General features: G+C 55.0%; 11 protein-coding genes. 1 reads left to right on the forward strand and 10 read right to left on the reverse strand.

What is annotated here, in order from left to right; all coding sequences use genetic code 11:
* Nucleotides 1-63: 63 nt before the first annotated feature.
* Nucleotides 64-3,183 carry an efflux RND transporter permease subunit gene (locus AFK62_RS01850; protein WP_007673389.1) on the reverse strand — a complete coding sequence of 1,040 codons (3,120 nt, stop codon included), beginning with the start codon at nucleotides 3,181-3,183 and terminating at the stop codon, nucleotides 64-66.
* Nucleotides 3,184-3,192: 9 nt separating this feature from the next.
* Nucleotides 3,193-4,335 carry an efflux RND transporter periplasmic adaptor subunit gene (locus tag AFK62_RS01855; RefSeq protein ID WP_007673387.1) on the reverse strand — a complete coding sequence of 381 codons (1,143 nt, stop codon included), beginning with the start codon at nucleotides 4,333-4,335 and terminating at the stop codon, nucleotides 3,193-3,195.
* 379 nt (nucleotides 4,336-4,714) lie between these two features.
* On the opposite strand from AFK62_RS01855, the gene envR reads away from it, so the two are divergent.
* The gene (gene envR, locus AFK62_RS01860) at nucleotides 4,715-5,350 is read left to right on the forward strand and encodes an acrEF/envCD operon transcriptional regulator (protein ID WP_007673385.1); all 636 of its coding nucleotides are present in this window, start codon (nucleotides 4,715-4,717) and stop codon (nucleotides 5,348-5,350) included.
* Nucleotides 5,351-5,393: 43 nt separating this feature from the next.
* Here envR and AFK62_RS01865 read toward each other — a convergent pair whose 3' ends face one another.
* The 8 genes from AFK62_RS01865 to accC all read right to left on the reverse strand — a co-directional run bounded on the left by AFK62_RS01865 (nucleotide 5,394) and on the right by accC (nucleotide 14,434).
* A complete protein-coding gene (locus tag AFK62_RS01865) occupies nucleotides 5,394-7,496 on the reverse strand; it encodes a putative bifunctional diguanylate cyclase/phosphodiesterase (RefSeq protein ID WP_053531685.1) in 2,103 nt (700 codons plus the stop codon).
* 328 nt (nucleotides 7,497-7,824) lie between these two features.
* Nucleotides 7,825-8,121, reverse strand: a complete 297-nt coding sequence (gene fis, locus AFK62_RS01870; protein WP_000462905.1) for a DNA-binding transcriptional regulator Fis — start codon at nucleotides 8,119-8,121, stop codon at nucleotides 7,825-7,827.
* Between the two features lie 25 nt (nucleotides 8,122-8,146).
* A complete protein-coding gene (dusB, locus tag AFK62_RS01875; protein WP_032984446.1) occupies nucleotides 8,147-9,112 on the reverse strand; it encodes a tRNA dihydrouridine synthase DusB in 966 nt (321 codons plus the stop codon).
* 373 nt (nucleotides 9,113-9,485) lie between these two features.
* Nucleotides 9,486-10,226, reverse strand: coding sequence for a carbonic anhydrase (locus AFK62_RS01880; protein ID WP_007673363.1), 741 nt, complete (start codon nucleotides 10,224-10,226; stop codon nucleotides 9,486-9,488).
* 176 nt (nucleotides 10,227-10,402) lie between these two features.
* Nucleotides 10,403-11,284: a 50S ribosomal protein L11 methyltransferase gene (prmA, locus tag AFK62_RS01885; RefSeq protein ID WP_007673359.1), complete on the reverse strand. Its 882-nt coding sequence runs from the start codon at nucleotides 11,282-11,284 to the stop codon at nucleotides 10,403-10,405.
* Between the two features lie 8 nt (nucleotides 11,285-11,292).
* Complete coding sequence (gene panF, locus AFK62_RS01890; protein ID WP_007673357.1) at nucleotides 11,293-12,747, reverse strand: sodium/pantothenate symporter; 1,455 nt, start codon at nucleotides 12,745-12,747, stop codon at nucleotides 11,293-11,295.
* Complete coding sequence (locus tag AFK62_RS01895) at nucleotides 12,737-12,979, reverse strand: DUF997 family protein (RefSeq protein WP_007673354.1); 243 nt, start codon at nucleotides 12,977-12,979, stop codon at nucleotides 12,737-12,739. Before AFK62_RS01895 ends, panF begins: the two co-directional genes overlap by 11 nt.
* 105 nt (nucleotides 12,980-13,084) lie before the next feature.
* Nucleotides 13,085-14,434, reverse strand: a complete 1,350-nt coding sequence (gene accC / locus AFK62_RS01900) for an acetyl-CoA carboxylase biotin carboxylase subunit (RefSeq protein ID WP_007673351.1) — start codon at nucleotides 14,432-14,434, stop codon at nucleotides 13,085-13,087.
* Between the last annotated feature and the right edge of the window lie 8 nt (nucleotides 14,435-14,442).

Here is a 14,442-nt window from a genome sequence, read left to right on the forward strand (position 1 = left end):
GTCGAAAAATTAAGATAAGCAAAATAAAAACAGGGCGCCAGTCAGACGCCCCGATTATTCGCATCATGCCTGTGGATCAGGCTTGATAAACCGCCGCCGGATGACTACGAAAAATACCGGCACGAAGAAGATGGCGAGTAATGTGGCGCTCAACATGCCGCCCATTACGCCAGTGCCGACTGCGTTCTGCGCGCCGCTGCCTGCGCCGTTATTCAGTACCAACGGCATTACGCCGAGAATAAACGCCAGCGACGTCATCAGTATGGGGCGCAGGCGTAAGCGTACGGCCTCAAGCGTCGCCTCCGTCAGGCTCCGGCCTTCTTTCTCCATCAAATCCTTTGCGAATTCAACAATCAGGATGGCGTTTTTTGCCGACAGGCCAATGGTTGTCAGCAGGCCCACCTGAAAATAAACATCGTTGTTTAGCCCGCGCAGCGTGGCTGCCAGTAGCGCGCCAATAATCCCAAGCGGCACGACTAGCATGACCGAGAACGGGATCGACCAGCTTTCATAGAGAGCAGCCAGACACAGGAACACAACAACCAGCGAAATGGCGTACAGCGCTGGCGCCTGATTGCCGGAGAGTCGCTCCTGATAAGAAAGACCGGTCCAGTCGTAGCCGATGCCTGTGGGCAATTTGCTGGCCAGACTTTCCATCAGCGCCATCGCTTCGCCGGTACTTCTGCCCGGCGCTGCCTCACCGAGGATCTCCATTGATGGCATACCGTTGTAGCGCTCAAGACGTGGCGAGCCGTAAATCCAGCGCGACGTCGTAAAGGCGGAAAGCGGCACCATATCGCCGCCGCTGCCGCGCACGTAAATCGTATCAATATCCGACGGCAACATACGGAACGGCGCATCGGCCTGTACATAAACCTTTTTCACGCGGCCCCGGTCGATGAAGTCGTTCACATAGGTACCGCCAAGCGCCGTCATGATTGTCTGATTGATATCCGCAATAGTCACGCCCAGCGCCTGCGCTTTTTCCTGATCGACATCCAGCTTGAACTGTGGCGTATCTTCAAGCCCGTTCGGGCGTACACGCGTCAGCAGCTCCGGATGTTCGCGCACCATGCCGAGCAACTGGTTACGTGCCTGCGTCAACGTGTCGTGGCCAAGGTTAGCCTGGTCTTTAAGTTCAAAATCGAAGCCGGTCGCGGTGCCAAGTTCAAGAATGGCCGGAAGGTTAAACGGAAAGATAAGCCCGTCTTCTATTTTGCTGAACGCCTTACCGGAGCGGGCGACGATGGCCTCAACGCTGTTGTCGTGGCCGGGGCGTTCCTCCCAGGGTTTCAGGCTAATAAACGCGACACCGGCGTTTTGCCCCTGTCCGCTGAAACTAAAGCCGCTGACCGTAAACACCGACTCCACATTAGCCTTTTCGTCATTGAGGTAATACTGCGTTACCTGATCGAGTACCTGCTGCGTACGGGCCTGTGTCGCGCCGGACGGTAGCTGCACCATCGTCATGAAAACGCCCTGATCTTCTTCTGGCAGAAACGAGGTCGGTAAGCGGACAAACAGTACCGTCATTGCCACCACGATCAGCAGATAGAGCAGCAGGTAGCGCCCGGTTTTACGCAAAATACCGCCTACGCTCTGCGTGTAGTGATTCACGCTAAGATCGAACCGTGCGTTGAACCAGACGAAAAACTTCGCTTTATGGGCGTGCTCCACGTCACTCGCAGGCTTTAGCAGCGTAGCGCACAAGGCAGGGGTGAGGATGAGCGCCACCAGCACGGAAAGCGCCATTGAGGAGACGATGGTCACGGAGAACTGCCGGTAGATAGCACCGGTAGAACCGCCAAAAAACGCCATCGGCACAAACACCGCAGACAGCACCATCGCGATGCCAACCAGTGCGCCCTGGATCTGCGCCATCGATACCTGCGTTGCCTCTTTGGGCGGCAGTTTCTCTTGCGCCATCACACGCTCGACGTTTTCAACCACAACAATGGCGTCATCCACCAGCAGGCCTATTGCGAGCACCATACCGAACATTGTCAGGGTGTTGATGGAATAGCCGAATGCCGCCAGCACCGCAAACGTCCCCAGCAACACGACCGGCACGGCAATGGTCGGAATAAGCGTGGCGCGGAAGTTCTGCAGGAACAAATACATCACCAGGAAAACCAGGATTATGGCTTCGAAGAGCGTTTTCACCACTTCGTGAATAGAGATTTTCACAAAGGGTGTGGTGTCGTAGGGATACACCACTTTCATGCCTTGCGGGAAATAGCGCTGTAAATCAGCAAGCGTAGTTTTAATGGCCTGCGCCGTATCGAGTGCGTTGCCGCCGGTAGCGAGTTTAATCCCAAGCCCCGTGGCGGGCTGACCGTTGATTTTGGTCAGCATGTTGTAGTTTTCGCCGCCGAGCTCAATGCGCGCCACATCACGCAGACGCACCTGTGAGCCGTCCGGATTGACCTTCAGCATCACGCGGCCAAAAGCCTGCGGATCTTTCAGGCGCGTCTGGGCGATGATCGACGCGTTGAGCTGTTGCCCGGGCAGAGCGGGTGTGCCGCCCAGCTGGCCGGCCGCTATCTGATTATTCTGCGCTTTTAACTGATTAATAACGTCCAGCGGCGTGAGCTGATAGTTATTCATCGCATGCGTATTCAGCCAGATGCGCATGGCATACTGCGCGCCGAATAACTGTACATCACCCACGCCATTCGTCCTGCTGATGGTATCTTTGACATCCGAAGAGACGTAGTCGGCGATATCCTCCTGGGTAAGCTGCGGGTTATCGCTGATAAAACCGGCCACCAGCAGGAAGCTGCTGCTCGCTTTTTCGACGCTGACGCCCTGTTGCTGGACTTCCTGCGGCAGTAGCGGCATCGCCAGCTGCAGTTTGTTCTGCACCTGCACCTGCGCGATATCCGGGTCGGTGCCAGACGTAAAGGTTAACGTGACGGTGACACCGCCTGCGGAATCGCTGGTGGAGGACATATACATCAGGTTATCGATGCCGTTCATGTTCTGCTCGATAACCTGGGTGACGGTGTCCTGTACTGTCTGCGCGTCTGCGCCCGGATAGGTCGCCGAGACGGCAATGGCAGGCGGTGCAATCGTTGGATATTGCGCGACCGGAAGCTGAAGGATTGCCAGTGCGCCAGCCATCATCATGATGATGGCAAGCACCCAGGCGAAAATGGGACGCTGAATAAAAAAGTTAGCCATAGCGTCACCTTACTTCACAGGCGCAGTCACTGGCGTGACCACGGCACCCGGATGGACTTTTTGCAGGCCGCTAATAATGACTTTCTCGCCCGTTTTCAGCCCGTGGGTGACAAGCCAGTCCTCTTTGATAGCCTGGCTTGTGGTCACGGTGCGGTTTTCCACTTCGTTTTTCTCATTCACCACCATGACCATCGCCTCACCGCGCGGGGTGCGTGTGACACCCTGTTGCGGCACAAGGATAGCGTCTGGCTGGACGCCTTCATGAATGCGGGCGCGGACAAACATGCCTGGCAGCAGGAGATGCTGTGGGTTTGGGAAAATTGCACGCAGCGTAATGGAGCCTGTGCTTTCATCAACCGTCACGTCGGAGAACTGCAACTTACCTTTCAGCGGGTAACTGTCGCCATTTTCCATAACCAGATCGACATTACCGTCAGCGCTCTCTTTTTCGACCTGGCCTTGCGCCATGGCCTGTTTCAGGCGCAGAAAATCGGTGCTCGATTGCGTCACATCTACATAAATCGGGTCGAGCTGTTGAACGGTCGCGAGTTCACTTGCCTGGCTGCTGGTGACCAGCGCGCCTTCGGTGACGCTGGATTTGCCGATGCGGCCACTAATGGGTGAGGTGACTTTGGTCCACGCGAGATTAATTCTGGCGCTTTCGAGTGCTGCCTGCGCTGCCACAACGTTCGCCTCAGCCTGATGCGCGTCAGCCACCGCCTGGTCATACTCTTGTTTGCTGATGTATTGCGTATCGTTTAGCGCCGCGTAGCGCTGTACTGTGAGGCGTGCCATTTCTGCCGCAGCCTGCGCTTTAGCGAGCGCGCCTTTTGCACTCTGCCATGCCGCCTGATACATCGCCGGATCGATCTGATAGAGCGAATCGCCCGCCTGAACATCTGCGCCTTCGGTAAAGTGGCGTTTGAGGATAATGCCGCCTACCTGTGGGCGAACCTGCGCTACGCGAAACGCACGAGTTCGGCCCGGCAGTTCGGTAACGACCGCCACCGCGGAGGGATGTACGATATGTACGGTGACCTGCGGTGCAGTCGCTGCAGGCGTGTTATCGGTTTGATTATCACAGCCTGTCATCCCTGACACACAGAGGTACAGGCCAAGAGGCATAAACAAAAGCCTGGCATAATTGGTCATTGCTGTTCCTTTATTAGCATTAATACGATATCCACCGTCAGGCCGGTAGCAGGAATAAGGGTGAGATGAAATAACAGAGCGCTATCGTACAAATAATTGTGCGCGAATGTCAGTCATCCTTATTTATTCGGACGCGTAAAAGCACCAGAAGGCAAAGGAACTACTTCATTTGTGTTTCTTTTGATGATTTCTGAAAAGGGTTTGTTACGGAGTGCGGAAAATCTCGCACGCAGGAAATATATTTTTATTATCTATTTTAATTTTAAATGTATTCTTTAAATCTATATATAAAAATCAGATCCTGTAAAAGAAAAGGTGTGATAAAAAATTCGCGCTCCCCTTTTAATTTATTGCCCGCCAGGAAAAGGCAAGGTGACTTATGGCCCGGAGAACGAAACAGGAAGCGCTGAAAACGCGCCAGCAGCTGATTGAAGCCGCTATTCATCTTTTTGCCGAGCGCGGCGTCGCGCACACCACGCTCTCGGATATCGCGCAGGCCGCGCAGGTGACGCGCGGCGCGGTGTACTGGCACTTCGCCAGTAAAGCCGAATTATTTAATGAAATCTGGATGCAACAGGTGCCGGTGAGGGAGATTATTCGCGCTTCCATTCCTGAGGAAGTCTGGCCACATCCGTTACGGTTATTGCGGGAAACGTTCATTGCGGTATTGCAATATATCGCCCGCGATGCGCGACAGCGTGCGCTATTACAAATTCTTTACCGTAAATGCGAATTTGATGACGAGATGATGCCGGAACGTGAAATCCGTGAGCGAATTGGATTTAATCGACGTTATATAGGTGAGCTGCTGCGAAAGGGGATAGCGGAAAAAGAGTTTGCCGAGACGATGGATATCGATATTACGCTCACCATTTTGCACGGTTGCCTGAGTGGTATTCTTAAAAACTGGTTATTCCAGCCCGACGCCTGCGATCTTTTCAGACAAGCGCCCGCGCTGGTGGACAATATGTTGCGCATGCTGCCGCGCCCGGAAAAACAGGATATTTTTGCCTGACATCGCGTAAAACTTGTCGCCAGCCATGCGGCTGGCGGCTGCATTAAACCGGATCGTTGTGCTCTGTTTCGCGTGCCGGCTGCGGGTGCGCCAGATTATCACCTTCGCGCGTAATGAACTCCGGTGCCAGTGGCCTGCCCAGGAGATAACCCTGTAAGGTGTTGCAGCCCAGTTGTGTGAGAAACTGTTGCTGTTCGACCGTTTCCACGCCTTCCGCGACGACGCGCAGATTAAGCGTTTTCGCCAGCGCGACGATAGCAGAAACAATCGTGGCATCTTCACCTTCAGCACGTAATTCATTCACAAACGCCCGGTCGATTTTCAGCTCGCTGGCGGGTAGCCGCTTCAGATAGAGCAGGCTGGAATAGCCAGTGCCGAAGTCATCAATCGAGGCTTTTACGCCAAGTTCGGTCAGTCGCGTCAGCAGGCGCACGCTCTCATCCGGATTGCTCATGGCGGTAGTTTCCGTGACCTCCAGAATCAGTTTATCCGGCGCGACCCGGTGGCGTTCAAGGCACCCCATGACAACTTCCACCAGACCCGGCTGTTCGAACTGCATGGTGGAGAGATTAACCGCAACCGACCAGTGTTCATGGCCCGCCTGATGCCATTCATTAAGCTGGCGACAGGCCTCATCGAGCACCCATTCGCCGATGCTGATAATCATGCCGGTTTTTTCCGCAAGGGGCAGGAAGGCATCGGGCGAGAGGAGGCCGTACTGCGGATGTTGCCAGCGCAGCAGCGCCTCGAAGCCGATAACCGGCCCCGACGGTGCCTGGAATTTCGGCTGGTACATCAGGCGCAGCTCTTTCCGATCGCGTGCGAGCCACAGATCGTTCATCAATTGCAGCTGCGTTTGCGCCTGGGTGTTCATTGACGGCTGAAAGAAACTGTAGTGGTTCCGGCCCGTATGTTTGGTGTGATACATCGCGGCATCCGCGTTGAACATCAGCTCCCGGCCATTTTTTCCGTCACTTGGGTAGAACGCGATGCCGATACTTAGCGTCACCACCAGTTCATAAGGCGCGATGGCGAATGGCTTATCGATCGCATGCACCAGAGCGTCGGCGAGTGCCGCCGCGTCGTTGGGCTGATCGGTTTCGGCAAGCAGTACAAACTCATCCCCGCCAAGGCGCGCCAGTGTAAATTGTCCCTTTAACAGCACCGAGAGGCGTTCTGTTACCGCCACCAGCAGCCGATCGCCTGTATTATGGCCATAGGCGTCGTTTATCGCCTTAAAACCGTCAAGATCCATAAACATCAGCGCGAAGCGGCTCCCTTCACGATCGGCTTTATGGATAGCCTGATCGAGACGATCCTCCAGCAATATGCGATTCGGCAGTCGGGTCAGCGTATCGTGCAGCGCCAACTGGGCCAGTTCTTTATTCGCTTCGGCAAGGGAGGAGGCTAGCAGCGATGTACGCGCCTGCAGACGAGCGTCGAACATAGAGACCAGTAACGTGATGCCAAGAATGGCGAGCGTCACCAGCGTCACGACCAGCGCCAGCCAGCGCGTATTAACGCCCATATGTGTCGCGTGTGTATGGCCAGGGAAATTCGCTGCCAGCATGCCGGTGTAGTGCATGCCGGCGATGGCGATACCCATGATGATCGCGGCGCCTGCGCGCATCAGTGCAACATGACCGACGTCCTGACGCAGGCGAAACGTGAGCCATAATGCGGCCACCGAGGCCAGTAATGCGATGACGATGGACAACGCCACCCATCCCCATGCCCAGACGATGCCCGGTTCCACCAACAGCGCGGCCATACCGGTATAGTGCATGGCGGCAATCCCGCAGCCCAGTACCAGTGAACCGGGGATAAGCCGCGCAAAAGTCAGCTCGGTGCCGCACACCAGGCATAAGGCGAACAGCGAGGAGCCGATAGCGATGAGCAGCGATACGGCGGTGATAAGCGGGTCATAACTCAGCGTGACCGGCAGGCTCATCGCCAGCATGCCGATAAAATGCATCGCCCAGATGCCAATCCCCATAGCGACACTGCCGCCCAGCAACCAGACGCGCGCCACATAACCGGTGCTGGTGGTCACACGACCGGCCATATTCAGCGCGGTGCTTGAAGCCAGAATGGCCACAATAAAAGAGGTCACAACAAGGACATTGTCGTAATGACTAACCAGCATGGCGTCTCATCCAAAAAAGGGTCGCTGCACCCGCAGGCCTTGCCAGGCGGGCCTGTAGGGGGAAAAAGGGAGCTGAACATTATCACTGGCGAAAACCCGGCGAAAGCGATTTAAGACCCCTTAATGACAATGGATTTGACAGGTATAAACGTGTTCAGCGATGCCGCTACGGCGCCGATATTTCTGGCACGATACTGCCATTAGTGTAGCGCGGGGACGCGTTTTGTCAGGCCAGACGGCAGAAGGGGAGCGGCAGGAGGCGGGTAACAAAAAAGGCGCTTCCCCATGCCGGTTAGCGCCTTTTTAATCAGCAATTTACTAAGCGAACTTAGTTCATGCCGTATTTTTTCAATTTCTTACGCAGCGTACCGCGGTTGATACCCATCATCAGCGCAGCGCGGGTCTGGTTGCCGCGGGTGTATTGCATCACCATGTCCAACAGGGGCTGTTCTACTTCAGCCAGTACCAGCTCATACAGGTCATTCACATCCTGACCGTTCAGTTGAGCAAAATAGTTCTTCAGTGCCTGTTTTACCGAGTCACGCAGGGGCTTTTGAGTCACCTGGTCCTGAGAGTTAACGGTAGAAACGGTCAGTACGTCAGAATTTACGCGTTGTTCGAACATAGTTCTGTCAGCTCTTTATTTCTGTTTACGCAAAATTTTCGAAGTATGCCTCCAACGCCTCCAGCTGTTCGCTGGCATCCTCAATGGCGTTGAATGTGCGCCGAAACTGGTCATCTGGAGCATGTTCCTGGAGATACCAGGCCACATGTTTACGCGCAATCCGGTACCCCTTTGCCTGGCCGTAAAAGTCATGCAATTCCCGAACGTGCGCGCATAGCAAGCGCTTAACCTCTGCCAGAGGCAGGGGGGGCAGCAGCTCCCCAGTGTCCAGATAGTGCTGGATTTCCCGAAAGATCCAGGGTCTTCCCTGAGCCGCACGTCCTATCATCAGAGCATCCGCCCCTGTATAGTCGAGTACAGCTCTGGCTTTATGCGGGGAAGTAATGTCGCCATTCGCAATAACCGGAATGGAAACCTTCTGCTTAACTGTCCGAATGCTGTCGTATTCCGCGTTACCCTGAAACAAACAGGCACGGGTTCGGCCATGTATCGTCAGCGCCTGAATACCACATTCTTCAGCCAATTGGGCAATTTCTACACAGTTACGGTGAGCGGGATCCCAGCCGGTGCGAATCTTCAACGTAACGGGAACGTCCACTGCGTTAACTACCGCGGTCAGGATAGACTTCACCAGTTCCGGGTATTGCAGAAGGGCTGAACCTGCCAGTTTGCGATTCACCTTTTTAGCCGGGCAGCCCATATTGATATCAATAATTTGGGCGCCGTTTTCCACGTTAATACGTGCGGCTTCCGCCATCTCTTCTGGTACGCTGCCGGCGATTTGCACGGTACGAATACCAGGCTCATCCACATGCACCATCCGCAACCGGGATTTATCACTCGCCCACACTTCCGGGTTAGAGGACATCATCTCAGAAACGGTTAAGCCTGCTCCCATCTCGTAGCACAGCGTCCGAAACGGTCTGTCTGTAATGCCAGCCATCGGGGCTGCGATCAGGCGATTTCTGAGCTGGTAGTGTCCGATACGCATGAGTGAAGAAATGACCATACTGTGCCTGCAAGGCGGCGTATATTACGCATTTTTTGCACGAGATGAAAGGCCAAACTTTGAACAATCCGATGCGGCAGATCAATGAATCGGTGCCTGTACCGATTCCCCTAATAAATTAGGCTTAACAATCATTATCTTAACGAAGGGTGGTGAAAAAGTGCGCGCTAAAAAAATCCCGGAAATCATGCTTTTTTTAACGAAACGACAGGATAAGAGACGGGATAAACGGCGATAAAATGTGCGAAATTAGCGATAAAATGCGATCTGGCTCTCGTTATCAGGGCGGTGAATCCTTCGTTGAAAGGCGTCAATGCTGGAGAAAAGGCGGGCGGAGTTTTCCGCCCGTAGTGAATTATTCTACGATCACGCGTCCATGAAGCGGCTGAACAGGACGATTATTGTCGTGATGCATAATCTGTTTGAATTTATTGAGTTGCTCTGCGGAGAGCGTCAGCGGGTGCTTAAGCACAAGCCAGGCGATCCCCTCGCTGCACGGCGGGGTGGTCAACGAACCGCTAAAGCGATAATAGGTTTTATCCTTCGGTAATAGCTTATTGATATCAACAGGCACGTTGAGCGGCTGGCTGGCGTCGGCGTGGTCCGGCAGCGCCTGCCAGAGTTTCTCAAGCTCCGCATTCGCCGCCCCGGTTTTAAACATGACCGCGACGACCGCAATGTCACCTGCTTCGGTTTTATGTACCAGATGCATTTCCAGATCGTAATGCTTACCGTGAAGGGTATTTTCGCTCGGCGCATGGAAGTGGAACTGCTGGAGACGATACGCAACGCCGTCGATCATGACGCTATCGTGCGTGGTATCGGGCAGGCTTGCCTGGATGGTATGACCGTTGTTAAGGATAAGCGACGGCCCGTCAATATAGTGTGTATTCAGCGGAACGACATGGGCTTTTAACGTAGCGTCGATATCAATGGGTGACTGGTTCATGCCTTTCTGGCACAGGCTAAAATCCGGGTCCAGGTCTCCCCAGTGTTCAGGAGAACCTTCACCTTCATAGCTCCAGTGCGAAGCCATCGCCAGTGCGGGCACCATGCTCAGCGCGAGCATAACGGAACGAGCAATTTTCGTAGCCATAAACAAATTCCCTGCGTGAATAATAAATGTGTTTTTATTCGTGAAAGAAATTCACGCACTCATTATAAGGTTATGGCGGCGCACTCAAAAATCAAAACGGTGTATAAAAAAATAAAAAGCGCGGCCAATGCCGCGCTTTTTTGTAAGTGCTGACCTCTTAACAGGGTCGGGAAACCTTAGCGTTTCATGCCAGTGATACGACACCACTCTTCTTTTTCTACGACTGGATCCAGCGTAAACAGCGGCTCATAGGCTTCACACACGCTCTGCGCCTGGCTTGCCAGAATACCGGAAAGCCCCAGCAGACCGCCTTTAACCGGCAATACGCTGATAAGCGGCGCCAGTTCGCGCAGTGGGCCGGCGAGGATATTGGCAACCACAACATCCGCCTGCATATCGGCTGGCTGATCCTCTGGCAGATACAGTTCAAGGCGCTCAGAAACGCCGTTACGCTCGGCGTTATCACGGCTCGCCTGAATAGCCTGAGGATCGATGTCGACGCCGATTGCCATCGCCGCGCCCAGCTTCAGCGCGGCGATGGCGAGAATGCCGGAACCGCAACCGAAGTCGATAACGGTTTTACCGACGAGATCCAGTCCGTCGAGCCATTGCAGGCACAGGGACGTAGTGGGGTGCGTGCCGGTGCCAAACGCCAGGCCCGGATCGAGCATTACATTAACGGCATTTTCGTCCGGCACATCGCGCCAGCTTGGACAAATCCACAACCGTTCGCCGAAGCGCATCGGATGAAAATTATCCATCCATTCACGCTCCCAGTCTTTGTCTTCCAGTTGTTCGATTTTATGGGCGAAACCGGCACCCAGTAGCGGGTAGTTTTCCAGCATGGCGATAACGTCCTGCATGTCGGTTTCTGCGTCGAACAGGCCGATGACGTCCGTATCCCCCCACAGGCGGGTTTCACCCGGCAGCGGTTCGAACACCGGCGTGTCGTGGGTGTCCTGGAAGGTCACGGAGACCGCGCCGCTTTCCATCAGCGCATCGCTAATCTCTTCGGCGTGAGCGCCGGTGGTATTTATTTTCAGTTGGATCCAGGGCATGGCATTACTCATTCATTAACAGAAGAAACGGACGCGGCCTGCGGAACCGGGCGACCGAAACGGTTACCCACCACAAAAGCCAGCAAACTCAGCAGCAGGGACGGCACAATCGGATGAAAGCCGAACAGCTGTATTTTAAACGTGGCGAGCAGTGCGTAAAGCACGCCACCAACAATCATGCCTGACAGCGCGCCAGCCGCGTTGGCGCGCTCCCAGTAAAGTCCAAGCACCAGCGGCCAGAGGAACACCGCTTCCAGCCCGCCAAAAGCGAGCAGGTTAAGCCAGATAATCATCTCTGGCGGACGCCACGCGGCCAAAAGCAGCAGGACGCTTAGCACAAACGTAATCAGCGATGACATGCGCTTAAGACGTTTTTCATTGTGGATCTCTGCCGGGCGCAGGTTCAACCACAGATCTTTGACGATCGTCGCGGATGACTGCAGCAGTTGCGCGTTGATGGTTGACATGATCGCTGCCATCGGCGCCGCAAGGAAGATCCCGGCGGCAAAGGGCGGCAGAACCGTTACCATCAGCGTGGGGATGACGAGATCCGGCACATGTAAATCTGGCAGAACCGCACGACCAAGCGCGCCGGCAAGGTGCATTCCCAGCATCAAAATGGCCACGACAATCGTGCCGAGGATAATGCCGCGATGCACCGCCTTGCTGTCTTTATAGGAGATACAGCGTACCGCCGTGTGCGGTAAGCCGACCACTCCGAAGCAGACCAGCACCCAAAACGAAGTCATAAAGGCAGGGGAGAGAATATCTTCAGCACCCTGCGGTGCCACTAGTTTGGGGTCGATATGCTGAAGTTTATCTACCGCGCTGTGCAGGCCGCCTGCGGCATGTACAACGCCGACCAGCAATACAATGGTGCCCACGAGCATTACCAGGCCTTGCAACGTGTCGTTCAGTACACTGGCGCGAAAGCCGCCGAATGCCGTGTAAAGCGCAATGCTGACACCGAAAATCAGCAGCCCCGTTTCATACGGAATGCCCGCCGCGGTTTCAAGCAGGCGCGCGCCGCCAATAAATTGCACCGTCATTGCCCCGACAAACGCCACCAGCAGGCTTAAGCTCGCCAGCCACACCAGCAGGCGGCTTTGGTAGCGCGCATAGAGCATGTCGTTGAGCGTCACGGCGTTGTAACGCCTCGCCAGAATGGCGAACTTTTTGCCAAGAATACCGAGCGACAGCCACACCGCCGGTAACTGGATCATCGCCAGCAACACCCAGCCGAGCCCATAACGGTATGCCGCGCCCGGTCCGCCGATAAACGAACTGGCGCTGATATAAGTGGCGGTGAGCGTCATCGCCAGTACGACACCGCCCATCGAACGGCTGCCGAGGAAATATTCATTCAGGAAGTTACCGCTGCTGCGGTGTTTCATCGCATACAGCGACAGGCCGAAGACCACGACCAGATAGGCGACCAGCGGCAAAATGACTTCATGCTGCATCGTTATCCTCCAGAGGAATATCGCGGAAGATAAAACGCACCATCAGCCAGCAGAGCAGAATAAACAGCAGCGGCACCAGCAGGCAGGCCCTTTCGAACCAGTGCGGCAGGCCGGTGAATCCCTGCTGCATACCCGGTAAGTAAGCCGCCGCTAACCAGGCCGCGAGATAGAAGAGGGTCAGCCACAGCGCCCAGCGCGCTTCTTTGTGGGCCTGAACAAAGCGTTTGTCCATTGTCATACCCTGTGAGTGAAGAAAGCGGCGATTGTACCCTGGCACTTCAGGGGCGCCACAAAAAATAAAGGCCAGCAGAGCTGGCCTTAAGCAGGGAAACGGGGCTTATTTTTCTTGCAGGCCTAGTTTCTTCTCCAGATAGTGGATGTTCGTCCCACCGTGCTGGAAGTTTTCGTCGTTCATGATGCGGGTTTGCAGATCAACGTTGGTTTTAATGCCGTCGATGATAAGCTCCTGCAGGGCGTTACGCATACGAGCCAGAGCCACGTCGCGGTTTTCGCCATAGCAGATGAGCTTGCCGATCATGGAATCGTAATACGGCGGTACGGTATAACCGGCGTAAATGTGCGATTCCCAACGAACGCCAAAGCCACCCGGCGCGTGGAAACGCGTGATTTTACCCGGGCTTGGCAGGAAGGTGTTCGGGTCTTCGGCGTTAATACGGCACTCGACCGCATGGCCTTTCACGATCACTTCTTCCTGTTTGATAGAGAGCGGCTGACCGGCAGCGATGCGCAACTGCTCTTTGATCAGGTCAACGCCTGTGATCATCTCGGTAACCGGATGCTCTACCTGAATACGGGTGTTCATTTCAATGAAGTAGAACTCGCCGTTTTCAAACAGGAACTCGAACGTACCCGCGCCGCGATAGCCGATATCGACACACGCTTTTGCGCAGCGCTCGCCGATGTAGCGACGCAGTTCCGGGGTGATGCCCGGTGCCGGCGCTTCTTCGACGACTTTCTGGTGACGGCGCTGCATGGAGCAGTCACGTTCTGCCAGATAGATAGCGTTGCCCTGACCGTCTGCCAGCACCTGAATTTCGATGTGGCGTGGGTTTTCCAGGTACTTCTCCATGTAGACCATGTCATTGTTGAAAGCAGCTTTCGCTTCCGCTTTGGTCATGGAGATGGACTGCGCCAGTTCGGCGTCGCTGCGCACAACGCGCATGCCGCGACCGCCGCCGCCGCCGGACGCTTTGATAATGACCGGGTAGCCGATGCGTTTTGCATGGGCGCGGTTCTTATCCATATCGTCGCCCAGCGGGCCGTCGGAGCCAGGCACGGTCGGCACGCCCGCTTTCTTCATTGCCGTGATCGCAGACACTTTATCGCCCATCAGGCGAATGGTGTCGGCTTTCGGGCCAATGAAGATAAAGCCGGAGCGCTCAACCTGCTCAGCGAAGTTGGCGTTCTCAGAAAGGAAGCCATAACCCGGGTGGATCGCGACCGCACCGGTAATTTCAGCCGCGGCGATGATTGCCGGGATGTTCAGATAGCTTTTGACTGACGGCGCCGGACCGATGCACACGGTCTCGTCTGCCAGCAGTACGTGTTTCAAATCGCGGTCCGCGGTGGAATGCACAGCCACGGTCTTGATGCCCAGTTCTTTACAGGCACGAAGAATACGCAGTGCGATTTCGCCACGGTTTGCGATGACAATTTTATCCAGCATGTTCGCCT

Source organism: Cronobacter condimenti 1330, from assembly GCF_001277255.1.
Taxonomy (GTDB): Bacteria; Pseudomonadota; Gammaproteobacteria; order Enterobacterales; family Enterobacteriaceae; genus Cronobacter; species Cronobacter condimenti.

Coding starts and splice junctions, on each gene's coding strand:
- AFK62_RS01850 (WP_007673389.1), bottom strand. CDS start 3,183: ATGGCTAACTTTTTTATTCAGCGTCCCATTTTCGCCTGGGTGCTTGCC.
- AFK62_RS01855 (WP_007673387.1), bottom strand. CDS start 4,335: ATGACCAATTATGCCAGGCTTTTGTTTATGCCTCTTGGCCTGTACCTC.
- envR (WP_007673385.1), top strand. CDS start 4,715: ATGGCCCGGAGAACGAAACAGGAAGCGCTGAAAACGCGCCAGCAGCTG.
- AFK62_RS01865 (WP_053531685.1), bottom strand. CDS start 7,496: ATGCTGGTTAGTCATTACGACAATGTCCTTGTTGTGACCTCTTTTATT.
- fis (WP_000462905.1), bottom strand. CDS start 8,121: ATGTTCGAACAACGCGTAAATTCTGACGTACTGACCGTTTCTACCGTT.
- dusB (WP_032984446.1), bottom strand. CDS start 9,112: ATGCGTATCGGACACTACCAGCTCAGAAATCGCCTGATCGCAGCCCCG.
- AFK62_RS01880 (WP_007673363.1), bottom strand. CDS start 10,226: ATGGCTACGAAAATTGCTCGTTCCGTTATGCTCGCGCTGAGCATGGTG.
- prmA (WP_007673359.1), bottom strand. CDS start 11,284: ATGCCCTGGATCCAACTGAAAATAAATACCACCGGCGCTCACGCCGAA.
- panF (WP_007673357.1), bottom strand. CDS start 12,747: ATGCAGCATGAAGTCATTTTGCCGCTGGTCGCCTATCTGGTCGTGGTC.
- AFK62_RS01895 (WP_007673354.1), bottom strand. CDS start 12,979: ATGGACAAACGCTTTGTTCAGGCCCACAAAGAAGCGCGCTGGGCGCTG.
- accC (WP_007673351.1), bottom strand. CDS start 14,434: ATGCTGGATAAAATTGTCATCGCAAACCGTGGCGAAATCGCACTGCGT.